21 protein-coding genes are annotated in these 22,161 nt (G+C 49.8%); 11 read left to right on the top strand and 10 right to left on the bottom strand.

Annotated features, from left to right (window positions below; all coding sequences use genetic code 11):
• Positions 1 to 34 precede the first annotated feature (34 nt).
• Both AC27N8_RS09600 and AC27N8_RS09595 read right to left on the bottom strand, forming a co-directional pair.
• On the bottom strand, positions 35 to 2,137 hold the full coding sequence (locus AC27N8_RS09600; protein WP_487066353.1) for a S9 family peptidase: 2,103 nt from the start codon (positions 2,135 to 2,137) through the stop codon (positions 35 to 37).
• Positions 2,138 to 2,382: 245 nt separating this feature from the next.
• Complete coding sequence (locus tag AC27N8_RS09595; protein ID WP_487066351.1) at positions 2,383 to 3,303, bottom strand: endo alpha-1,4 polygalactosaminidase; 921 nt, start codon at positions 3,301 to 3,303, stop codon at positions 2,383 to 2,385.
• A 462-nt stretch (positions 3,304 to 3,765) separates the two neighbouring features.
• Between AC27N8_RS09595 and AC27N8_RS09590 the strand changes: the two genes are divergently transcribed.
• On the top strand, positions 3,766 to 4,386 hold the full coding sequence (locus tag AC27N8_RS09590; protein WP_487066349.1) for a hypothetical protein: 621 nt from the start codon (positions 3,766 to 3,768) through the stop codon (positions 4,384 to 4,386).
• Between the two features lie 348 nt (positions 4,387 to 4,734).
• Positions 4,735 to 5,031 (top strand): GlsB/YeaQ/YmgE family stress response membrane protein, encoded by a 297-nt coding sequence (locus AC27N8_RS09585; protein ID WP_487066347.1) that lies wholly within the window; start codon positions 4,735 to 4,737, stop codon positions 5,029 to 5,031.
• A gap of 101 nt (positions 5,032 to 5,132) precedes the next feature.
• On the opposite strand, the gene trxB is transcribed toward AC27N8_RS09585, so the two are convergent.
• Together trxB and AC27N8_RS09575 are read right to left on the bottom strand one after the other, a co-directional pair.
• Complete coding sequence (gene trxB / locus AC27N8_RS09580) at positions 5,133 to 6,083, bottom strand: thioredoxin-disulfide reductase (protein WP_487066345.1); 951 nt, start codon at positions 6,081 to 6,083, stop codon at positions 5,133 to 5,135.
• A gap of 54 nt (positions 6,084 to 6,137) precedes the next feature.
• On the bottom strand, positions 6,138 to 6,641 hold the full coding sequence (locus AC27N8_RS09575; RefSeq protein ID WP_487066343.1) for a peroxiredoxin: 504 nt from the start codon (positions 6,639 to 6,641) through the stop codon (positions 6,138 to 6,140).
• 283 nt (positions 6,642 to 6,924) lie between these two features.
• On the opposite strand from AC27N8_RS09575, the gene AC27N8_RS09570 reads away from it, so the two are divergent.
• Positions 6,925 to 7,386, top strand: coding sequence for a MarR family winged helix-turn-helix transcriptional regulator (locus AC27N8_RS09570; protein ID WP_487066341.1), 462 nt, complete (start codon positions 6,925 to 6,927; stop codon positions 7,384 to 7,386).
• A 166-nt stretch (positions 7,387 to 7,552) separates the two neighbouring features.
• Here the strand turns inward: AC27N8_RS09570 and AC27N8_RS09565 are convergent, their stop codons facing one another.
• The 5 genes from AC27N8_RS09565 to AC27N8_RS09545 form a co-directional block, all read right to left on the bottom strand.
• Positions 7,553 to 7,831: a hypothetical protein gene (locus AC27N8_RS09565; RefSeq protein WP_487066339.1), complete on the bottom strand. Its 279-nt coding sequence runs from the start codon at positions 7,829 to 7,831 to the stop codon at positions 7,553 to 7,555.
• A 252-nt stretch (positions 7,832 to 8,083) separates the two neighbouring features.
• Positions 8,084 to 8,737, bottom strand: a complete 654-nt coding sequence (locus tag AC27N8_RS09560) for an MOSC domain-containing protein (RefSeq protein WP_487066337.1) — start codon at positions 8,735 to 8,737, stop codon at positions 8,084 to 8,086.
• Positions 8,738 to 8,800: 63 nt separating this feature from the next.
• Positions 8,801 to 10,003, bottom strand: a complete 1,203-nt coding sequence (gene rocD, locus AC27N8_RS09555) for an ornithine--oxo-acid transaminase (protein ID WP_487066335.1) — start codon at positions 10,001 to 10,003, stop codon at positions 8,801 to 8,803.
• Between the two features lie 110 nt (positions 10,004 to 10,113).
• Positions 10,114 to 10,998 (bottom strand): pyrroline-5-carboxylate reductase, encoded by an 885-nt coding sequence (gene proC, locus AC27N8_RS09550; protein ID WP_487066333.1) that lies wholly within the window; start codon positions 10,996 to 10,998, stop codon positions 10,114 to 10,116.
• A gap of 40 nt (positions 10,999 to 11,038) precedes the next feature.
• Entirely contained in the window at positions 11,039 to 11,176 is a 138-nt protein-coding gene (locus AC27N8_RS09545) for a hypothetical protein (RefSeq protein WP_487066331.1), read from the bottom strand.
• 279 nt (positions 11,177 to 11,455) lie between these two features.
• On the opposite strand from AC27N8_RS09545, the gene AC27N8_RS09540 reads away from it, so the two are divergent.
• The 3 genes from AC27N8_RS09540 (at position 11,456) to AC27N8_RS09530 (ending at position 13,637) form a co-directional block, all read left to right on the top strand.
• On the top strand, positions 11,456 to 11,971 hold the full coding sequence (locus tag AC27N8_RS09540) for a hypothetical protein (protein ID WP_487066329.1): 516 nt from the start codon (positions 11,456 to 11,458) through the stop codon (positions 11,969 to 11,971).
• Positions 11,937 to 12,746 (top strand): aldo/keto reductase, encoded by an 810-nt coding sequence (locus AC27N8_RS09535; protein ID WP_487066327.1) that lies wholly within the window; start codon positions 11,937 to 11,939, stop codon positions 12,744 to 12,746. The genes AC27N8_RS09540 and AC27N8_RS09535 overlap by 35 nt, the downstream gene beginning before the upstream one ends.
• A gap of 123 nt (positions 12,747 to 12,869) precedes the next feature.
• Positions 12,870 to 13,637 (top strand): class I SAM-dependent methyltransferase, encoded by a 768-nt coding sequence (locus AC27N8_RS09530; protein ID WP_487066325.1) that lies wholly within the window; start codon positions 12,870 to 12,872, stop codon positions 13,635 to 13,637.
• Positions 13,638 to 13,738: 101 nt separating this feature from the next.
• On the opposite strand, the gene AC27N8_RS09525 is transcribed toward AC27N8_RS09530, so the two are convergent.
• Positions 13,739 to 14,749 (bottom strand): NADP-dependent oxidoreductase, encoded by a 1,011-nt coding sequence (locus AC27N8_RS09525; RefSeq protein ID WP_487066323.1) that lies wholly within the window; start codon positions 14,747 to 14,749, stop codon positions 13,739 to 13,741.
• 174 nt (positions 14,750 to 14,923) lie between these two features.
• Between AC27N8_RS09525 and AC27N8_RS09520 the strand changes: the two genes are divergently transcribed.
• The 5 genes from AC27N8_RS09520 (at position 14,924) to AC27N8_RS09500 (ending at position 22,062) form a co-directional block, all read left to right on the top strand.
• On the top strand, positions 14,924 to 15,385 hold the full coding sequence (locus AC27N8_RS09520) for a winged helix-turn-helix transcriptional regulator (protein WP_487066321.1): 462 nt from the start codon (positions 14,924 to 14,926) through the stop codon (positions 15,383 to 15,385).
• A 187-nt stretch (positions 15,386 to 15,572) separates the two neighbouring features.
• Positions 15,573 to 18,818, top strand: coding sequence for a winged helix-turn-helix domain-containing protein (locus AC27N8_RS09515; RefSeq protein WP_487066319.1), 3,246 nt, complete (start codon positions 15,573 to 15,575; stop codon positions 18,816 to 18,818).
• 146 nt (positions 18,819 to 18,964) lie between these two features.
• Positions 18,965 to 20,176, top strand: a complete 1,212-nt coding sequence (locus AC27N8_RS09510; RefSeq protein ID WP_487066317.1) for a macrolide family glycosyltransferase — start codon at positions 18,965 to 18,967, stop codon at positions 20,174 to 20,176.
• Between the two features lie 85 nt (positions 20,177 to 20,261).
• Positions 20,262 to 21,239, top strand: a complete 978-nt coding sequence (locus tag AC27N8_RS09505; RefSeq protein ID WP_487066315.1) for an ATP-binding cassette domain-containing protein — start codon at positions 20,262 to 20,264, stop codon at positions 21,237 to 21,239.
• Entirely contained in the window at positions 21,229 to 22,062 is an 834-nt protein-coding gene (locus AC27N8_RS09500; RefSeq protein WP_487066313.1) for an ABC transporter permease, read from the top strand. The genes AC27N8_RS09505 and AC27N8_RS09500 overlap by 11 nt, the downstream gene beginning before the upstream one ends.
• Positions 22,063 to 22,161: the final 99 nt, after the last annotated feature.

Here is a 22,161-nt window from a genome sequence, read left to right as displayed (position 1 = left end):
GGTGAAAAACAATACAGCATAGGTATTATGGGTGTCATACAATGCCTGATGGCTCTACTTCAGGTTTTACGTCGATGTATGTATTAAACCACAGCAGTGATTTTTCGTAGGCAAGCCAATACAGTCCAGGTTTTTCAGAGTTGGTATGCCAGGTTGCCGGGATACGTACCAGGGCAGTTGGAGCCTTAGCGATCATCTTCAAGGCCATGTAGAATTGCTCAGATTGCCCGATAGGACAGCGCAGATCGTTCTCGCCGTGCAGCAGCAGCGTAGGAGTAGTGACATGCTCAACCGAGGAGAGAGGCGAACGATCATGATAATAAGCCATCCGCTCGACATCCCAGGGATAGCCCTGTGCTTGCTGGACCATCCAGAAGCCCATATCCGACGTGCCAACAAAGCTGGCAAGATCAGAGACGCCAGCCATTGGAGCCGCCGCCTTGAAACGATCGGTATGCCCTACAATATACATACTCATATATCCGCCATAGCTGGCTCCCGTCACAGCCAGACGTTCGGGATCAGCAAAACCACGTTCAATACAGACATCCACGCCCCGCATAATATCCTCAAAGTCGCTGCCGCCCCAATCGCCAACTACCTGTCTCATAAACGGCTCGCCATAGCTGGTGCTGCCATGAGGATTGCAGTAGAAGATGCCGTAACCCTGGGCCGCAAAGTAGTGATTGATAGGATCAAGAGCCGTTCCCAGACTAAAAGCACTATGGGGTCCACCATGAATACGCACGATCAATGGATAAGGCACGCCCTCACGCGCTCCGACAGGATGAATCAACCAACCTTCCACTTCAGCATTGAGCGCTCCGGTATAGACAATCCGTTCGGAAGCACCCCAGCTTCTTTCAGCAATCCACCGATCGTAGAGATGTGTCAGACGCTCGCTCTGAGCGGCAACATCGCCAGTCACAGGCAAACGATAGAGCTCCCAGGGATGATCGCTAAACTCCTGGGCCGCCAGTAGATGCTGTCCATCGGGAAATAGTGTCACGCTCAAGGTAAGAGAAGTTGGATGACTCAGACGCGTGATGGCACGCCAGACCACTTCAAGTTGATAGATGTGCACAGAGCCCGAGACCGTGGCCAGGAAAAAGATTTTTTGGCCATCACCGCTCCACTGTGGACGATAGGGACCAGGTCGACCAAAGGCGCAACCAACCCTGATGGAAGCGTCGTACTCAAAGTCGGGACTGATACATAAGGGATGATCCCCAACATTGCCATGCCGCGTCACAAGGAAAAGTCGGGCCACACCAGGACCATGGACATTGGAATCCCTTGACCCCACAACCGCCGCTGACAGTCCATCAGGTGCCCATGCATAAGTCTCGGCCTCAATAGTGCCCTCGGTCAGGCAGCGAGCCGCTCCGCTTGCGATATCAATCGCCCAGAGATCAGTCACAAACGACGCATCACGCTCGCCCGACGTCTGTAACACACCAAGCTCACGACTGTCGGGCGTCCAGAGGGGCATCGCATAAAAATCCTCGCCGGAAGTCAGTCGGCGCACCTCGGCTAGCGCCTTCCAGTCCGTATTATCCGCAGGAGCAGGCATCACAAAGACATGGGTAGGACGCTCCAACAAGCCTATGCCATCCTCACGATACCAGACACGCGTAACGGTGCGCAAGCGTAAACGCTCCTGCTCAGCCAGCTCCTTTTTCGTCGACTCATCCAGGGCCTTGCGACCCAGCAGCAGATCATCATCAACCGAAGCCAGCGTCGGCGCAGTAAAAGCAATCATCTGCCCATCAGGAGACCAGGCAGCTTCATTGACTCCATACAACATATTCGTGAGCCTGCATGCCTCACCACCATCGCTATCGATCAGCCAGAGCTGATTGCCCTGTTCCCGATCCGACGTGAAAAGCAGACGTCGACTATCAGCAGCCCAGACAGGATGGCCATCTTTTTTCAAGCCATACGTTAACTGGCGCGGAGGCGCGATAGCCGCTCCGGTCTCGTCCAGTAACAACAAGTAAAGCAAGCTAAAGGTATCATTCTGCTCGCGGCTACAACCAGTCATCACAAAGGCCACGCGTCTTCCATCGGGAGAAAGCGCAACCTCGCCCAGATTTTGCATTGACCAGAGATCATCCATCGTTATCTTATGTGGCATAATCTTGTTTACACCTTTCATGCTGTGATTAAAAGTATACTGCGATCATGTGTCAAAGGGAATCCAAGCAATATCTTACTGCCTCAGGTACTGACTGCAAGCGATACATACATAGTAGGCACTGTCTGCAAAGCACAATGCTGAATGCCATAAAGCAAAACAGATTCTAACATCTTAGCATATAGAGGCTAGAAGATGTAGAATCTGTTTATTTTTACTCTAAATTAGAGACGTTGGTCTCTGCTTTAGCGGCAAAGAGTACGAGGAGGATCTAAATCAATGGATTTTTTCTGAGCATTGATATTCATCGCATTAGCTTGCGGACAAAATGCTGACGTAGCAAGATTGTACTCAACATCCATTACCGGCTTGCCAGCAGCGACAAAAGGTTTAAGCATATCACACTCCTCAAACTCAAAACATTGCTCTTCCAGGTCCCAGTCGAAATAGGGCAGAAGCGTCTTAATTTGATCGCCATCATTTTTCAACGCAACTGAGAGTCCTCGCATATGAGCCTGATTGGCTAACCATTCATTAAAAGTCAGCTGATCGTTTGCAGATAGCGAGAAGCCACTCTTATTGGTATAACCATCGACATTGTCAAACTCGATGGCGTCAAAACCCTTTGATTTACATTGATCCATACGGGCTTGTAGAATGGGGGCAAGCACCGAAATCTGGCGGATATCAAGCCAGACCTCACCAGGCCATCCGTTGGATGCACCTTTTACCGATGCGGGAAATTGCGCAGCATCCGAACGCCAATTCTCCCAGGTCCCTGCATCAACATAGCAGGCTACCTTGTGGCCAGCATTATGCAAAGATGTAACCACTGCCGCTGAATTATCAAACATGTCAATGTCATAGAGAGTTGCTGAATAGGATTGGTCAACCGTTCCCTGCAACTGCCACTGCATGGTGATATTCACGGCTGGATGCCAGCAACTTGGACAGGGAACAGGCCCAGTGGTAGGCGAGCCACTGGTGGCGGTCGGCGTTACATTAGCTATCGATGTCGCGGTGGGAGTCACTTTGGGAGTCGCCGTTACGATAGGAGTAGCAGTGGCTTTGGTCACTGGAGTCGTCACAACCGTGGGAGTCACTTTAACGACTGTCGACGCCGTGGGAGTCACTTTTGTACAATGAAAACGATTATTCTGGGTCATTCCAGGCTTGCATTTTGTCTGGCTAGTAGATACTTTTGGTGTAAAAGGATTATTACTAGCGAATACTCCTCTTGTGAAAAATATGCTTGCAACTACCAGTAAAACAAGTAGTGGAGTTGCCCAAATTAAGACACTTTTACGTTTTAACATATATCTCCTACTAATATTTATGCACTATGTTTGTAGACGAACAAAGTTCGAATGGAATATATGTTAATAGTACAAAAAGATACATTCAAGATGGTACTGGGGACAGTTTGTAGTGAAACTTTTACAAAAACAATCTTGTTACAGAAAAATATCAAAAAGATATGTTACAATAAAGTTAGTAAGCTATTGCGTGGTTAAAATAGCTTTAACATGTAATATATAGTAGAGTTGATTCTCTTAATGAGAAAGTATCTGGTGCTATATGTAAACTTTTAGGGTAGCATCAGGTGACATGGATGGAGGTTGGGTGTGATGAAAAAGCAGGTATTTCAATTATTTTTCTCTCCTATCTGCCTATGTGCGCTGGCATGTGTTCTCATGAGCTGTAAACTACCGACAGCTCCTCCAGCCGGGGCCAATATAATCGACACGAGCAAGACAAATGATACGCAGAGGCAAGCAACGCCTACAAATGCAAGCATGAAGACATACATTGGCGATGGCTACACAATAGATTATCCACTCACATGGCAGTTCAATACCAACACCACAAACGCCGGCAATTATCAGGGAGATTACTTTACCGATGCAACGAATGCCTATGCCTTCCACGTCTATCCCAGCCAGGATCAGACCTCACCGGTCACTATCCTCAATCATCTCCTGACAAACATTCCCGGAAGCCAACTGCTTGCTGGCTCACCAACAATCAAGGTCCATGGGATTGTCTGGCAGCAGGGGAAGGCGCTACGCACAGATCAAGTTACGGGTCAGCAGCTTGAGATTATGGGCTGGGTGGCAAAGAATCCCATGGCGGCTCAGCATATCCCTTACTTTGTGCTGCACGCCGACGGCGCTCCCGGCAACTTTGATCATTATATGAGCGCGTATTTCTTGCCCATATTACAAACATTCCACTTCAACCCAAAGTAGCGTCGTACCCTTGGGTACGATGTTCCACTCGACGTACGATCAGGCACGCAAGCGTTGCGCCCCGAAACCAAGCAGTATCGTACGAGTTACTGGAACATCGTACCCAAGGGTACGACGCTACTTTGGCTCAGGGATTTCTAAGCTTGACAGAGCAAAGCTTAGAACGCTTAAAGCAACTTTAAGAGTTGATTAGTCTTGTTGCTCCTCCTGCTAAATATGTATCCTTTCTCATTTCGGCTCTCGTATACTACTCAGAACGGAGAAAACAAGAACTTCTCCCAAACTCAATGATTTTTTTACAGCGCAATCATACATTTTACCGTTTTGATGAAAGAAGGAGTTACGATTATGTTAACTTTTGCAACACTGGCTTTAGGTGATGTCGCTCTATCCTCAGTCCTCTGGTGGTTGGTCGTGGGCCTGATCGCTGGCGCACTGGCAGGCATGGTCATGCGTGGTGGTGGTTATGGTATCGTCGGCGATATCGTCGTTGGACTGGTTGGCGCATTACTTGGTGGTTTCCTGGCCAGCTTGCTTGGTCTTGGTTCGTCCAGCCTTATTGGAGAGATTATTATCGCCTTCATCGGTGCGTGTGTCCTGATCGCCATCCTGCGTGCGATCTCTGGTAGCCGAACTCGCGTATAACACCAATATGTAGCTATCAGCCTTGTCAAGGCTAACGAGATAAAAAAAATCCCCTTCCTCGCTTGTAAGCAAAGGAAGGGGATTTTTTTATAGAATGAAATTTAGTCCCAGCTTTCGATACTGACATCCAGTCCCTGATCGGCCAGCCAATGTTCGACATCGAGGGCAGCACGACAACCATCGCCGGCGGCGGTGATCGCCTGGCGATAACGATGATCCGTCACGTCGCCAGCTGCGAAAACTCCTGGCACATTAGTCATCGTGTGCTCTCGCTGGAGAATGTAACCAGTCTCATCCAGATCGAGGACGCCTTTGAAGAGCTCGGTGTTGGGCTGATGTCCAATCGCCAGAAAGACGCCTTCGATCGGTAGTGTGCTCTCGACTCCAGTCGTCACGTCGCGCACGACGACACCAGTGACCGCCTCATCGCCGCGTACATCGATAACCTCGCTATTCATTAAGAAGCTGATCTTCTCATTTTTGCGAGCACGATCCTCCATGATACGACTGGAGCGAAATGCATCTCGGCGATGAATGATGGTCACATGACTGGCGTACCGCGTCAGGAAGGTAGCTTCTTCCATCGCAGTATCGCCACCACCGATCACCACCACATTTTTATTCTTAAAGAAGAAACCATCACAGGTTGCGCAAGCCGTCACGCCACGTCCCTGGAGACGCTTCTCATTCGGCAGGTTCAGCCATTTCGCGCTGGCACCGGTCGAGATAATCACGCTGAGCGCCTTGTATTCAGTGCTATCCGTCTTGAGTGTGAAGGGATGCTGGCTGAAATCAACCTCAATCACGTCCTCTGGGATCACTTCTGCACCGAATTTACGCGCCTGCGCCTCAAACTTCTCCATGATATCAGGACCCATCACGCCTGCCTCAAAGCCAGGGAAGTTCTCGACCTCGCTGGTGAGCATCAGCTGCCCGCCAACCTGATAACCTTGTAACATCAGGACAGAGAGATTGGCACGCGCAGCGTAGATGGCGGCGGTATAGCCCGCTGGCCCTGAGCCGATGATAATGACTCCGTATGTTTTTGACATGTATTTACTCGATTCCGCGTCGTACGCATGCGTGATACCGTAGAAACACAACGCTTATGCCTGCTGGCCATTCAACATTTGAATGGTTTTCAGGGATTCAGTGATATGCTTCTCCAGAGCTGTCATTGATGAAAAAATGTGGCGTACAATACCTTGCTTGTCAATAATATAAGTGACGCGTCCCGGTATGATACCAAATTTATTGGCCACTCCATAGAGCTTTCTCGTGGCCCCCTTAGGATCACTCGCCAGGATAAAAGGTAGCTTATGCTTGCCGGCAAAATGCTGATGCGAAGCTTCTGAGTCCGAGCTAATACCAATAACTTCAGCGCCAGCGTCCTTAAAGACCTCATAACTGTCGCGAAAAGCGCATGCCTCCGCAGTACAGCCAGTGGAATCGTCCTTTGGATAAAAATACAGCACCACGGCCTTTTGATTAAGAAAATCATGCAAGCTGACAGGCGAGCCGCTCTGGGTGGACAGAGTAAAATCTGGAGCCTGATCACCTACTGCTATCTTACCACCTTTGACCGAGGTTTGAACGTTTTCTGTGCTCATCGTACTGCTTCCTCACCTAATTTATAACGATACAGATGACAAAATAAACACACTCTTCAAGAGAGGCTATTCCTGCCAAATTAATTTGTGTACAAATTAATTTATATCTATTTTATAGCACACACAAAGAAAATTGTCAAGAGTGGAAGCGCGAGAACGTAAGAGTATGAAAGCCTACCTTGACATCCATTTAATCGTATGCTATACAATTTTAATCAATTAGTTGTAGAAGTGAGAGAGCAGGTGTTGTTTCGTCATCAGTCAGAAGGGGAGCATTTCTAAAATGAATACTATCAATATACCAGATCAGGACGAGGCAGCCAGGATTAATGATATGCTCTGTTTTGCTCTCTACGCCACCTCACGAGCCGTCACAGACGCCTACCGGCCGCTGCTGGACAAGCTCGGGTTGACCTATCCACAATATCTCGTACTATTGGTCCTCTGGGAACATCATCAGAGTTCCATCAAAGACCTGGGAGCAATTTTACATCTCGACTCAAGCACCCTTTCACCTCTCCTCAAACGCCTGGAGGCCAGCGGCTTCATCAAACGACAACGCCGCGCCAATGATGAGCGTGTAGTAGATGTATCTCTCACTGCTGAAGGCGAAGCATTAAAAAAAGAGGCTGGTAGCATTCCGTTCGAGATTGGTCGCAAATATGGCTTCGATCTAGACGAATACATCCAGCTACTAGGGAGTCTACGCAAACTCACAGAAAATCTCGGTGCAACGCACCAGTAGCATCGTATCCAGGGATGTCCTATAAATAGTAAGAGACAGCTGCCTGCCACATAATGCCAATGGGAACACATATCATATCACTAGAAACAAAACAAAGATAATCTCTTATTCAGATGGTTCAAGCTGAAATCTTAGTAAACGTATTGGATAAGACCGTGGGTCCTTCTCAATGGTTACCTTTGAAATTGTACAATCTGGAAAATAGTTTCTGGTGAGATAAAGGTAAGACTTCCCCAAAGTGCCTATTCTTCTCCTGAATTTGGCTCTCATTCAGGGCTTTGATATCCTTTTCACGATAGAAATCCTCGATTTTTTGGCTTCCATCCGATCTATGTTTTGCCTGCTCAGCTTGTGCACGTACAGCATCAAGTACAACAGGGCGATTAGTATCGGACAAAGAGGAACGTTCAAGAGGTTTATGAGAGGATTCTCCTCCTTGATACATATAATATCTTGCTCCTTTAATTATATTTTAGGCTATTTTATAGATTTTATGTATTAATCTAATACATTGTTTCATTATATCATGGGAAAAATTGTAATATATATCGTTTTAGTATCGTTTAGAGGTCATCAGTGAACAAGAGGTAAGTATCGATGATGCATCAAAGCAATTTGCAAGATAGACAATGTTCGAGAACACTGTCTATCTTGCAAATTGTTGGGTCGGGATTGAAAAATGCATCTATAGAGAACGCTATTTTCCATCGACGCGTCGCATAATTAATTCTTTCCACCAGTCGTTGAGGAGTGGACAGGCAACAAGCATGCTGGCAGCCTCCCGATCAATCGTGCGAGAATGTGCGACCTTGTTAATCAAGGCAATGGTACAATCCGGGTATGGATGCTCAATACGTTTAACAACCATGCCCGGTTCGATCATCCCTTCTTGCAAGACGCTACAATACCATCCAGTGCGTCCAGTCTCTGCGACACGGGCTGTCAGCCCTGTGAGGTTCCAGCGCTTCTCGATTTTTGTGCATGGATAACGCGCACCAGCTACCTGAATACGAGCCTCACCAAGCGCATACACATCGCCGATACAGACGATATCCTCGGTCAAGCCATCCACAGTAAAGTTTTCGGCGAAACCGCCGGGACCAATCTCAGAATGAGGAAACTCCTCCTGCCAGAGCGGATAATGGCTGGCCGCATACATAAGCACAGCTTGATCCAGTTGGCCATGATTCTTTGTATCTGCCTGCTGGCTGCCATCAAGATGCGTTATGTAAAGCCAGCGCGGCTGAGCACTCGGCAAGCGCACAAAAGATGTTTGCAGCGTATCATAGTGTTGGGGAGTCCCAACTTGTACCGATTGCAGCGTTCCTATATTCATATTCATCGCAGACATTATTTGTATCCCTCCTTAAAGAAATCAAGCGGATTACGAAGCTTATATCCAAAGTATACGACGTTATTGCAGGTTACGAATAATAATATCAACAGCCCAATCGGCAGTTTCCTGATCAATAATGAGCGGCGGCGCAAAGCGAATGACATTTTCATGTGTCTCCTTGCAGAGGAGCCCCTGCTCTTTGAGTTGCTCACAATAGCGGCGTGCGCCACCGGCTTCAGGGAACAATTCGATGCCGATCAACAATCCTTTGCCACGCACCTCATTTACGAGGGGCATCGTCTGGAGATGCGCCTGTAACTTGTCGAGGATAATTTGTCCCAGCTGTGCCGAGCGCTCGATCAATTGCTCATCGACCAGCACATCGAGTGCCTCAATCGCCACGGCAGCCCCTAAAGGATTTCCTCCAAAGGTTGAGCCATGTTCGCCAGGCTGGAATACATCCATGAGCGCCCGGTTCGCCAGGATGGCGCTGACTGGATACATTCCTCCCCCAAGCGCTTTGCCGATAATGGTGATATCAGGCTGGATCTGCTCATATTGATGGGCAAAGAGCAGGCCCGTGCGTCCCAGCCCGGTCTGGATCTCGTCGACCAGCAAGAGAGCATTGTGCTGAGAGCAGAGTCTTCTGGCATCCTGGAGATATCCTCGCGGAGGAATGATCACGCCGGCTTCTCCCTGAATCGGCTCGATCAGTATGGCTGCCGTGTGTGGAGTAATGGCTGCTTCAAGCGCTTGACTGTCTCCATAGGGGACGATTACAAAGCCGGGCGTGTAGGGACCAAAGTATTCACGATACAGACGTTCAGAGGAGAAGGAAAGTGCCGTCACCGTTCGCCCATGAAAATTGTCCTGCGCCACGATGATTTCTGCCTTGTTTGCAGCAACGCCTTTGACCGTGTACGCCCACTTGCGCGCCAGCTTGATCGCCGTTTCGACGGCCTCTACGCCGGTATTCATCAGGAGTGCCGCATCGTAACCAGTCAGACGGGTTAAGCGCTCCAGAAGTAGAGCATATTGATCGGTATGAAACGCTCTTGAAGCTAATGTTAGCCGCTGAGCCTGGGCAGTCAGAGCGCGCACCAGGCGGGGATGACAGTGTCCATGATTGAGGGCAGAATAGGCACTAAGCCCATCAAGATAACGCTTGCCCTCCACATCGTAGACCCAGACACCTTCGCCTCGCGTCAGAACTACATCCAATGGCGTGTAATTTCGTGCACCATGCTCTTTTTCAAAGCGCAACAAGTCTTCTGTACGCATATTTCGCTTCCTCTCTTCGCCGCTAAAATGACAATTTCATCCCGGATGGTGCAACGAATGCCCTAAAAAGCCATCGTCAAAGCCATGAACGTCTCGGATGACAAATGATCCTATTTCGTACTCACATGAGATCCTGATGCCTGAACTGCAGATACGTCAGGGACGTGCTCAAATAATGCTCCCAACTCAGCCGCTCGCTGCGTCGCCGCTTGTACCGCCCGCAAGAATAGTCGCTGTCCATCGCCCAGATCAAGTACCGCGATCCCGGCCATTGTTGTCCCATTGGGCGATGTGACCTGACGGCGCAACTCGGCTGGATCTTTATCCGACTCCTGTAACATCCTGGCAGCTCCATAGAGCGTCTGCACCAGCAAAGTCCGACACGTCTCGGCAGGCAGCCCGCAGGACAGTCCAGCATTGAGCAGAGCCTCCACCACGTAATAGAAGTAGGCAGGTCCCGTGCCGGACAGTCCAGTGACAGCATCCATATGACGCTCCTCGACCACCACTGACAGGCCGCTGGCTGAGAAAAGTTGCTGCGCCAGATCCATATGCTCCGACGTCGCCCAACGTCCAGCGCACAGCGCCGTTGCCGAGGCCTGCACCGCGCTTGAGGTATTAGGCATCGCACGGATCACCGGCACAGACACTCCCACGAGTCCCTCGATGCTTCCCGTGGGAACTCCGGCCGCCACCGAGATAATAATCTGGCGCTCCGCTAGCACGGATGACACCTCTTGCAGGGCTAATCCCAGATCAAACGGCTTCATCGCCAGGATCACAAGATCAGCTTGAGCACAAGCTGCACGCTTATCCTGACTGCTGCGCACACCATAGCGCTGCTCAAGCTCAACCAGGCGCTCGCGCTTGCTCCGATTGCAGATCGTGATGCTTTCCGCTGGCAATAATCCAGCCGCCAGTATACCTTTGATCATAGCTTCACTCATAGAGCCAGCCCCGAGAAAAGCTATACGATATGCTCCCCTTTGATCCATCGCTGATATCCTCCATTCCAACGCATAAAAAAACGTCCTCTCACCCCCAAAGGGCGAAAGAACGTGCTTTCGCGGTACCACCTTCATCCGCACACGCCGGAACAGCATCTTTACGATCCCAGCATCCTGACGCAGTGCGCTCATTGCTCTGGTAACGGGCGAGTCCCGAGATACTCATCGCATCTTTGCTCAGGGGTGGGTTCAATCACGCTTGCGGAAGCCTCTCTCAGCGCATCAAAAGCTTCTCTCTGCACGCACACGTAAGGATTTACTGTTCCCCTTTGATTGCAACCAATCTAATTGTCTCAATTTGTATCATACACGTGCTCGACTGTCAAGGGAGCAAATCATACATCTTTCTAGATCTTTATATAGAGAATAAAACGTATAAGTATAGTATATAACTATTTTAATATCAGAGAAAGAAATCTCAACTACAAACAGGGAAGATTGCAGCATGAAGAAAAGATCAAAGATGAGGACATACATTATTATTGCTCTGGTCCTACTAATAACACTTTCTCCCGGGCTAACATTTTTCTATTTCCAGGAATATCGATCTCTAGCGCTCAGCATTGTGCTCATCCTCGTAGGAGTATTTAATATCTATGTAGGCATCCAACTGACACGTACAGCCAAACGACTAAAGGGAGAGTCCGTGCCATGGTGGAAGCAGTACCAGATCATATTTGGCCTATTTATGACATGCTTTGGAATGCTAGAATATAGTGCATGGCTTGATACAGCAAGCAGGCTCTTTGCAACCATTATGGATGGCTGGATAGGAGACATCGTCGGAATAATCTTCGTTCTATTCATGCTTGGGCTTGGCTTTTATGGATTTGTCTTAGTCTTAAAGGATTTTGAAAAAAGAAGAAAAGCCAGACAAATACAACGAGGTGAAGAACGTTCTCTGTACCACAGATCGGGAGTAAAACATGGAGAAAAGAAGTCTGGGGAATTCAGGACTTGAGGTGCCTGTCATTGGAATGGGTACCTGGCGCACCTTTGATGGAAGCGGGAAAAACTTTGAAGCCAATGCACGCTCGGTCGTCGATCAGGCTCTGGAGGTAGGCGCAAACTTCTTCGACTCCTCTCCAATGTATGGGCAAGCGGAGCGCGTCCTGGGAAAATCCCTTGAGGGAAAAAGAGATGACGCTCTGGTGGCGACGAAGGTATGGACCTCGTCGGCGAAAGAAGGACGTCAGCAGATCGAGCAGGCGCTCCAATTTTTTGGCGGTCATATTGATCTCTATCAGATTCATAACGTGCTCAACTGGCAGCATCACCTTCCTATCCTGGAAGATCTAAAAGATGCCAGGAAGATCACCGCCATCGGAGCAACGCATTATAGTCCCGGCGCGTTTGGTGAACTGGCCACGATTATGAAGACCGGACGCATCACAACGATTCAGATCCCCTATAATCCAAAAGAGCGCGATGTGGAACGTATTATTCTTCCTCTGGCGGCCGATCTCGGACTGGGAATCATCGTCATGCGTCCCTTCGGAGAAGGATCGCTGCTCCGTAAAGTCCCTTCCGAAGCTGAGATCGCACCTCTCACAAAATTTGGTGTCAGTACATGGCCGCAGATCCTCTTAAAGTGGATTTTGAGCGACCCACGCTGCCAGATCACGATTCCAGCAACCTCAAAGCCTACACGCATGACAGAAAATGCGCATGCTGGAAATCCTCCCTGGTTTGGAGCCGAAGAGCGAGCTTATATATCACAACTCGCCGCACGGTAGCAGCTGGCCTGGACGCCTGACACAAGGGGCCATCCTGTCTGGATAGACCACTATCTACATGATATACTATTCCTGATTTTTGTTAATTTAGCGGTGAACAACGAATGAACAAAGGATTCAAGGATGATTGACTATTCAGAGTATCTGGAAGGGTATCGAGATGCACAGGCATACGAGCTGGAAGAAGGTGACTATGATGAAGATTATCCATTGACTGTGCAGCTGGCTCGCTCGCTTGACGGACCTATACTCGATCTTGCCTGTGGAACCGGAACGATGGCCATTCGCATGGCGGAGCAAGGTTTTCAGGTCACGGGAGTTGATATTATTCCAGAGATGATCGAGTTGGCCGCTCAGAAGGCGACAAAACAGGGTGTCTCAGTTGAGTGGGACGTGGCAGATGCACGTACCTTCTCTCTCCAGAAGCAGTTCTCATTCATCTACATGCTGGGAAATGCCTTTCAGCACTTTTTAACGCGAGAGGACCAGGAAGCCCTGCTTGCTCGCGTGCGGGAACATTTACGACCTGAAGGACGCTTTCTCTTTAGCACACGCCATCCCTCGCCACGCAATCTCTTTGAAGCTCGCTTTTCAGAACCACAGACGTACACCATGTCCGATGGAAGGCAATATATTCTCAGAGAGCACCCAGAGTACGAATCGATCACGCAGATTCAACACTATACCTTCACTGAACACTGGCTCACGCCAGACGGTCTCCGGGAGAAGAAGCAGTATCGCTCAGCACTGCGCTATGTCTTTCCCCAGGAGATGGAAACCTTACTCTTCTACAATGGATTCCAGAGCTGTTCGTGTTATGGAAACTGGCAGCAAGAACCTCTGACAGCCACCTCTCCATACATGATTTATGTGTGCCAGAGACGAGTCTAGCCAGAGCTGTTCACCTCTACTCTTATACTGTATACAGAATTCAGTAAGACGGGATTAGCCGTATCCCGTCTTACATTGGACACAGCGAACTTTGGTAAACGTTACTCTATGACACTCAAAACAATTTTCCCACGCAGATGCCCTCTCTCACCATGCTCGTGCGCCTGACGCGCTTCCCAAAGAGGCACTATCTTTTCAAGAACAACCTGCACACGCCCGGCATCGATCAGTTTGCCAATTTCAATCAGCTTGTCAAATTCGATCGATTGTGCGCTATCATGTTGCACCAGGCCGCTCACAATGGTGATAGATGCTTCGGCTGCACGTTCAGCAGAGTAATAACTCGAAGAGACTGGAACCAGCCTTCCACCTTGCTTGAGGATATTCAGCAGACTATCACCCTTCTGAGCAGTTACCGTATCAACGACCAGATCGACCTCATGGGCTGCTTGTTCCAGTGGCGTGGTCGTGTAGTCAATGAATTGATCAACACCGATTTCGCGTAGAAACTTCTCGTGGCGTCCTGATGCCACGCCGATAACCTGTGCCCCTCTGACCTTTGCCAACTGTACAGCCAGATGACCAACTCCACCAGCGGCGCCGTTAATCAGGACAGTTTGTCCAGCTTCTAGCATCCCATACTCAAAAAGTGCTTGCCAGGCCGTTAGCCCTGCTGTTGGGATGGCTGCCGTATGGGCATGATCGATGGTTGCTGGTTTGAGGACCAGATTACTGGCAAAAGTCGTGGTATATTCTGCATATGCTCCAATGGAGGGGCCATTGCCTCCCACAAAAGTCTCCCCCAGGCGCGTCATACCATATACCGCATCGCCTGGCTGAAAAGAGGTAACGCCTGGTCCAACTTTCTCGATGATCCCTGAGACGTCAAAGCCCAGAATAAGCGGGAGAGGAGGGTAAGGAGGACGAAGGCTCTCCGGATAGGCCGCAAAGCCGCTACGAATTATCAAATCAGCGGGATTAACTCCGGCAGCGGCAACACGAAGCAGAACCTCGCCTGGTCCTGGTGTAGGACGCTGCACTTCTTCGTATGTTAAGACTTCTGGTCCTCCAAAAGCATAGATCTGTACCGCTTTCATGATGGCGTTGTTCATAATGCTGTCCTTTCCTGGGCCTGAACGTCAACTGAATTCTGTTGCTGACGTGGGCCTATTCACAATCAACTTTATTCGCTTGTCATTGTAGGACGGGTAGTGTAAAATGTGAAGTAGGCACCTTTTTTTTACCTTGTTTCAAAAAGTAAACTTGCTCTCTTAAAGGAAAATAAGATGGAAATTCCATTAGAGGAACAAACATGCTTGTCGCTGGCTCGTGAAGCACTGGACGTCCTGGGAGGGAAATGGTCATTTCTTGTTCTGACACAACTGGCTACTGGTCCACGACGCTTTAATGAGTTGCGAAGGACATTAAATCCCATCAGTACGAAGGCATTAACTGATACGCTACGTCATCTAGAACACAACCAGATCCTCCACCGTCAGGCGTTTCCGACGGTGCCTGTGACTGTAGAATATTCTTTAACCGAAAAGGGGAAAGATTTCCAGGTTGTCCTGGTAACGATGTACTGCTGGGCACAGAAATGGAGAAGTTCTCAAGATGAAACCTCGCCATCCATCCCATGGGCAACGCTTTTCCAGGGGGCAACCGAGCAGTTTGAGAAGCTGGAGACCGAAGTGAACAATTTGAGAAAAGAGCAGGAAAAGCTGAAGCAACAACAGCCTGCTTTCTAGCCTGCCTGAATGGCTACTAATCAAAGACTCTTTGCTTCTACCAGGCGCATTGACGTTTAGTCCTCCGATGGGTATACTCCGTTCTGTAACTGTTGAGAGGAGACAGGTCTGTTAGACGAACAATATTGTGCATAGAGTTTGCTATTTTGTTCAGTAACCTTCTCCTGTTCTAAGCGAAAGAAGCGACATGGACAAGTCATCCGTTGCACGTGGGATGGTTCTCGATACAACGTTGGTGTATCAGCAATCTGGTCGACAGATGACGCTTGTCGTTGGCACTCCTTCATGGTTTGCCTGGTTGCAGAACGCGACCTCTTTCACCTTCAAATGTGAGGAAGGCAGTTTCACCGCACGCAGATCGCGTGCCAGTAGTGGTCGTGGCAGTTGGTACTGGTATGCATATCGCCGCATGCATGGTCATCTTTTCAAGCGCTATCTGGGAACATCAGAGCATTTGACACTTTCGCTCCTCCGTGAAGCGACGTTCCAGCTACTTACACGAGGCAGCGAAAGGGAGCATAGGTCAGTCGTTGTACCTTCGGCCGATACAGCAATTGTTGATAGTGATCCAGTTCTGCTGACTAAACTGCACGTTCCACCATTATCAAGGCAGCATGTCATGCGTCCGCGTCTCACTGATCTTCTGGAACGGGCAGCACACCAATCATTGACGGTAGTCTCAGCTCCCGCAGGTTCGGGCAAAACTACGATACTGGCAGAGTGGGCGACAAGGACCGATCATTCAGTGGCCTGGCTTACGCTTGATGCAGCCGCTAATGACCCTGCGCGCTTCCTTTCATACTTTATGGCCGCACTGGCTCGCCTGGATACACGTATCGGCGCCGAGATGCAGATCAATCATGCTGCTCTTCTACATTCCTGGGATACGATAATAATCCACCTTCTCAACGATGTTACTGGCTTGCTTGAACAAGACGTCGTGATCATCCTGGATGATGTCCATCTCATTACCAAGGACGTGGTTCATGCCATGCTCCATTTTCTGCTTGACCATCTGCCAGTCCACCTCCATCTGATGATCGGAACACGTTTTGATCCACCGTTGCCCCTGGCGCGTCTGCGTGCACGTAGTCAATTATGCGAACTGAGTGAAAAGGAGCTGTGTTTTACACTCACCGAGTTAGAGGCATTTGGAGAGACAATGGATCTTACACTCTCCAGCGAAGCAATAAGCTTGCTGGCAGAGCGTACTGAAGGCTGGATTACGGGCGTTCAATTACTGCTCCTGGCCTTGCGTGGACATGCCAATGCTGCCGAGTTTCTACGAGCATCTGCTGGCTCGCATCGTTTTCTCCTGGAGTATGTCAACGAAGAAATCCTGGCGCAGCAGACGCCTGAGATACAGCGTTTTCTGCTCCGAACCAGCGTCCTGGATCGTCTCTGCGGACCACTCTGCGATGCGATTACAGGCGAGACAAATGGGAAAGCACAGCTTGCAAGCGTGCGACAAGCGAAACTCTTTCTCAGTGCATTGGACGAGACGCAAACCTGGTATCGTTACCATCCTCTATTCGCCGAAGCGCTGCGCACGCATCTGAGGATACAATCACCTGATCTGCTTCCTGAACTCTATCGTCAGGCATGCCATTGGTATGAGCTGCACCAGCACAAAGAAGAAGCATATGAATATGCTCTTCTGGCGGGAGAACTCTCGCACGCGGCAATGCTCTTAGAACAACTGGTACCACAGCTCCTCAAGCAGGGAAAGTTTCTGCGCATAAAGCAATGGCTGGCGCAACTCCCGCCCGCATTGATCACCAGCTCTCCGCTCCTCTCAGTGGCTACAATCTGGACTCAGGTGATGCGCATTTTTAGCGATCCACCACATGTACCAGAAGACACACGCACAGCGGTCCCAAGCGGGGCACAACTGATGCGCATACAACATACAACGGAAAATTTCGTGGAGACTCTGATTGAGTACCTCGACCGGCAGATCCAGGAGCAGACGCAGGATACTTCCATCTACGGGAGTGATCTTCAATATGGACTTTCTCTTTTGCAAGCCGTGCTGGCGCTAAATCAAGGTGATATCTCACGAGCGATCTCACTCGCGTCTCAGACTTCACTCGTGCACTCCCATCTTGAAAATGCTTTGAGCCAGCTCATTGTAGTAGGTCGACAGGCGATCCTTGGGACTGCCTATCTTGCAAGTGGAAACCTGGGAGCTGCCGAACGGGCACTCCTGGAAATCGACCACTCTGGTGAAATCAGCGCCGCTTCTCCCCTCAATCTCTTTGCAATTCGGAGCCTGGCAGACCTGTATGAATCTCAGGGACGCCTGCATGCACTTGGGAGGCTCCATGATGACCTGTTGCAGATACTTGCTCAACGTGGTGATCCGGCGCCATTGTTTCTGACGCTCCTCCAGATACGCTCTGCTACCTTGTTATATGAATGGAATTACCTCTCGGAAGCTGGAACTAAAGCACGGCTGGCACTGGAACAGACGTCACAGATGGATACAAGCCCTCTTGTTTTCCATCTGTTGAGTTTCTGGGTTCAGATACGTGTGGCAAGAGCACAAAACAACGAAGAGCAAGTCCAGCAATTGTTCAAGCTGGCAGAAGGAGCACATGCAAAGCTTCAACAGCTTCCAGCTCAGAGAAAAAATAGCACCAGCGAAATTACCGTTCACTTTATCACACGTCCCCCTCTCCCAGCACACATGGACATATTTACAAGCACGATTCTGGTACGTCTGGCACTCATGTGTGGCCAGGGGGAATTGGTTGAGCACTGGGAAAAAACGTGCGGCTTCCTCTTTGATGATCCATTGCCCTCTCGGCTTTCGAACAGAGATTATATTGCTTATATGACGCTGGCACGTGTGTTGCTGGCACGCGGACGTGACCAGCAAAGCCCATCTGCTCTTGCTCAGGCAGGTATGTTGTTAGGACGCCTGCGCAGCATCACGGCAGCCAAGGGCTTTTATGGATGGGCCATAGAGGTCCAGATGCTTCTGGCACTCGTCCTACAGGCGCAAGGGAGAATCAAACAGGCGCTCCGCACACTCGAACTCGTGCTGGCTCAGACTCAAGCAGAAGGGTATGTGCGCTTGTTTGCTGACGAAGGCCAGCCGATGGCACGCTTGCTCGCGCAAATCGCGCCATACACAACAATCTCAGCAGCCTATCTGCAACAGCTGCAAACGGCGATCACACCCGTTCAGCCTGTATTACTCGATACCCTACACGCAACGCGGCACCAGCCGCTACCTGAGCGCTTGAGCTCTCGGGAACAAGAAGTACTCATGCTCCTAGCGGAGGGCCTTTCTAATCAGCAGATTGCAGATCGTCTGACGATCAGTCTCAACACGGTGAAACGCCATGTGAAGCATCTTCTGATCAAACTCACCGTGACCAATCGCGCACAGGCAGTTGCTCGTGCTCGCGAGCTTCAATTACTCTAACCTCGCAGAAATACTCCTTATAATGCTCCTTTGGGAGGAAGGTGCTGCTCTTTCTCTGCTATAGACTATGCATAGTCCAAACAGGACGGTGATGATCACGCATCGCCCAAAACTTTAGCTGTCAAGAAAGAGAAAGGATTTTTTTTATGGCAACGTACGCATTGTTTTCTCCTCCTGCTCACGGCCATGTCAATCCAACACTGGCGCTTGCCCAGGAACTGGTTGCCCGTGGGGAGCAGGTCATCTATTACCTCCCTGAAACATTCCGTTCCGTCGTGGAGGCAACAGGAGCAACCTTCCGCCTCCACAATACTACTATGCATGCAGGCGCACCATCCACTCAGTCCAACAAAAAAGAAAACCCAAGCGGGATACCTATGCGCAGGATGCATCGGATGATACAAGAATGCTTCAATGTCTTACCCCAACTTCTCCCAGAGGTACGAGCAGAGCAGATTGATTACATTCTCTATGATCGCATGTTTCTTCCGGCAATTTTTCTGAGCCTGATTCTGGATATTCCTGCTGTCGCTCTGAACCCAACGTATGTACTCAACAACATTTTCGAGGAGATGCAAGAAGACAGTCGAGAGCAGCTTCTCGCTCCCCTTAATCAAGATCTAGTTCGTCTATGCGACATGTACCAGTTACCTCATTTCACGATACTAGAGCTACTCCTGGAACGAGCCGATCTAAACATCGCTTTCCTGCCTCGCTCCTTTCAGCCGGGAGAGGAGAATCTGGATGAGCAACGCTACCTCTTTGTCGGCCCTTCATTGCAGACGCATCGCTATTATAGCGGTGACTTCCCACTGGACAGCCTGGACAAACATCCACTGCTTTACATCTCATTGGGAACAGCCTTCAATAATCAGATCGAGTTCTATAACCTGTGCTTCGACGCCTTCGCACAGAGCAAGTGGCAGGTGTTACTCGCATTTGGTCAAAACATCGATCCTGCGGGACTCAAAGAAACTCCTGCCAACTTTATCATCTCGCCACATGTCCCACAACTGGAAGTGCTCCCGCGTGTAGATGTGTTTGTGAGCCATGGCGGGATGAATAGTACGATGGAAAGCCTCTCGTTTGGCGTACCGCTCGTTGTGGTGCCACAGATGAGCGAGCAGGAGATGACTGCTCGCCGCGTCCAGGAACTCGGTCTGGGTCTGGCTCTCGATAGCGAGACACTGAGCGTGGAGACACTCCGTGCTACTGTCGAACAGGTTGCCAGTGATCTCAACTTCCGCGCCCGCACACAGGAAATACAACAGGAGATCTACCAGGCAGGCGGAGCCAGGCGCGCTGTTGATGCCATCATGTACTACGCCCAGAGTACGCAACGTGCAAGAGTGGAATGAAAAGGCTGATGCATGCAAAAGGAAATGGCAAGCAACTGGACATTTACCAAGAATATAACTTAACAGCGTGAAAGGATATACACATATGGCAAAACAACAGACTCCGGAACTTGCCGTTGACGCCCGTGGACTGGTCAAAGTCTTTGGTGATCATCGCGCCGTTGACGGTATTGATCTGCACGTCCCAGCCGGCAGTATTTACGGAATTCTTGGCCCCAATGGTGCTGGTAAGACCACAATGATTAATATGTTAGCGACCTTGCTTCGGCCCAACGGAGGCACAGCCAGCATCTTTGGACACGACGTTGAAAAAGAACCACAGATCGTGCGCCAGCTTATTGGCGTAACCGGTCAGTACGCTTCGGTCGATGAAGCACTCTCCGCAACCGAAAATCTCATGATTTTTTCCCGGCTGCTCGGTCTGACAAAAGCGGCGGCACGGCAAAAAACCGCAGAACTGTTAGATGTGTTTGGTCTGATGGAAGCGGCGAAACGACCTCTCGCGAATTTTTCCGGTGGGATGCGTCGTCGGCTTGATCTGGCAGTCAGCCTCATCGCGCAGCCACCGCTGCTTTTTCTAGACGAGCCAACTACTGGCCTTGATCCACGCACGCGTGCGCAGATGTGGTCGACAATTCGCCGTCTGGTCGATACTGGCTCAACCGTCCTCCTGACCACACAATACCTTGATGAAGCTGACCAGCTTGCTGACCGCATTGCAGTGATCGACAGCGGCAAAGTAGTAGCGGAAGGCACACCCGATGAGTTGAAAAAGTCGGTTGGCACAGCGGCCTTACAGATACGCATACAAGATAACCTTCAGCTCCCACTGGCGCAACAGATTATCGAGACCCATCTTGGTATCAAAGCGAAGCACTTACCGATGGCCGGGAGCTTGAGTGCGCCGATGGCAAACGCAGACAAGGTCAGCGATGTACTGGTCGCCCTCAGGAGTGCAGGCATCCACCTTAGCGAAATGAGCGTCCAGAAACCAACGCTTGACGAAGTCTTCCTGACGATTACCGGACACGATACAAAAGAAAAGGATGTAGATGATGAATAGCACCCAAACTATGAAGGATACCCAGGCCATACCCTCTATCGCAGAGCGTCACCTGAAAAATTATGTCAGCTTGCAGCAGTCCATCAGTAACTCGCTGGTGATGGCGTATCGCAGTATATGCAAAATGCGCCGCACGCCCGAACAATTCTTTGATGTGACCTTGCAGCCAATCATCTTTACCTTGATGTTTACCTACATTTTTGGTGGCGCGATTTCTGGCGATATTCAAAGCTATCTCCCCATCATTATCCCTGGTATTCTGGTCCAAACAGTAATTAATACCTCAACTGTTACGGGAGTGCAACTACGTGAAGATATGGACAAAGGGGTGTTTAATCGTTTCCGCACGTTGCCAATCGCACGCATCTCACCACTAGCAGGAGCACTCCTGGCAGACACGATTCGGTATGGGATTGCGACAGCGCTGACGATTGTCATGGGCTACATCATGGGCTACCGACCGGAACTGCTCGGCATAGTGATCGGCGGTGTGATGGTAATGGGTGTGTCCTGGTGCGTCAGTTGGATTTTCGCGTTCTTCGGCGTGATCGCCCGAACAGCATCAAGCGTGCAGGGGATTTCGATGTTAGTTACGTTTCCACTCACCTTCCTCTCCAACGCCTTCGTACCAGCAAATACCTTACCAGTCTGGCTACAGGTCTTTGTCAAGTTCAATCCCATTTCACATCTTGTCTCGGCGGTACGCCAACTCGCAGATAGTGGCACCATCGGACAGGACTTTTGGCTGACATTGCTTGGCGCAGTGGCAATAGTACTGATCTTTGCACCACTGACCATGAAGGCATATATGCGCAAAGCTTAATATAACTGTCACGGATAGTCGGGTACATTACTGCTATCCGTGACAGTTATCAAATGAGCAGAGATCACAATGATTCCGCCTTACTGGCTGTGCGGTGGT

This window comes from Dictyobacter sp. Z7_2, assembly GCF_057551105.1.
The sequence above is the reverse complement of the archived record's forward strand: the minus strand, read 5'-3'. Positions and strand labels throughout refer to the sequence as shown.

Coding starts and splice junctions, on each gene's coding strand:
- AC27N8_RS09600 (WP_487066353.1), bottom strand. CDS start 2,137: ATGCCACATAAGATAACGATGGATGATCTCTGGTCAATGCAAAATCTG.
- AC27N8_RS09595 (WP_487066351.1), bottom strand. CDS start 3,303: ATGACCCAGAATAATCGTTTTCATTGTACAAAAGTGACTCCCACGGCG.
- AC27N8_RS09590 (WP_487066349.1), top strand. CDS start 3,766: ATGAAAAAGCAGGTATTTCAATTATTTTTCTCTCCTATCTGCCTATGT.
- AC27N8_RS09585 (WP_487066347.1), top strand. CDS start 4,735: ATGTTAACTTTTGCAACACTGGCTTTAGGTGATGTCGCTCTATCCTCA.
- trxB (WP_487066345.1), bottom strand. CDS start 6,083: ATGTCAAAAACATACGGAGTCATTATCATCGGCTCAGGGCCAGCGGGC.
- AC27N8_RS09575 (WP_487066343.1), bottom strand. CDS start 6,641: ATGAGCACAGAAAACGTTCAAACCTCGGTCAAAGGTGGTAAGATAGCA.
- AC27N8_RS09570 (WP_487066341.1), top strand. CDS start 6,925: ATGAATACTATCAATATACCAGATCAGGACGAGGCAGCCAGGATTAAT.
- AC27N8_RS09565 (WP_487066339.1), bottom strand. CDS start 7,831: ATGTATCAAGGAGGAGAATCCTCTCATAAACCTCTTGAACGTTCCTCT.
- AC27N8_RS09560 (WP_487066337.1), bottom strand. CDS start 8,737: ATGTCTGCGATGAATATGAATATAGGAACGCTGCAATCGGTACAAGTT.
- rocD (WP_487066335.1), bottom strand. CDS start 10,003: ATGCGTACAGAAGACTTGTTGCGCTTTGAAAAAGAGCATGGTGCACGA.
- proC (WP_487066333.1), bottom strand. CDS start 10,998: ATGGATCAAAGGGGAGCATATCGTATAGCTTTTCTCGGGGCTGGCTCT.
- AC27N8_RS09545 (WP_487066331.1), bottom strand. CDS start 11,176: ATGAGTATCTCGGGACTCGCCCGTTACCAGAGCAATGAGCGCACTGCG.
- AC27N8_RS09540 (WP_487066329.1), top strand. CDS start 11,456: ATGAAGAAAAGATCAAAGATGAGGACATACATTATTATTGCTCTGGTC.
- AC27N8_RS09535 (WP_487066327.1), top strand. CDS start 11,937: ATGGAGAAAAGAAGTCTGGGGAATTCAGGACTTGAGGTGCCTGTCATT.
- AC27N8_RS09530 (WP_487066325.1), top strand. CDS start 12,870: ATGATTGACTATTCAGAGTATCTGGAAGGGTATCGAGATGCACAGGCA.
- AC27N8_RS09525 (WP_487066323.1), bottom strand. CDS start 14,749: ATGAACAACGCCATCATGAAAGCGGTACAGATCTATGCTTTTGGAGGA.
- AC27N8_RS09520 (WP_487066321.1), top strand. CDS start 14,924: ATGGAAATTCCATTAGAGGAACAAACATGCTTGTCGCTGGCTCGTGAA.
- AC27N8_RS09515 (WP_487066319.1), top strand. CDS start 15,573: ATGGACAAGTCATCCGTTGCACGTGGGATGGTTCTCGATACAACGTTG.
- AC27N8_RS09510 (WP_487066317.1), top strand. CDS start 18,965: ATGGCAACGTACGCATTGTTTTCTCCTCCTGCTCACGGCCATGTCAAT.
- AC27N8_RS09505 (WP_487066315.1), top strand. CDS start 20,262: ATGGCAAAACAACAGACTCCGGAACTTGCCGTTGACGCCCGTGGACTG.
- AC27N8_RS09500 (WP_487066313.1), top strand. CDS start 21,229: ATGATGAATAGCACCCAAACTATGAAGGATACCCAGGCCATACCCTCT.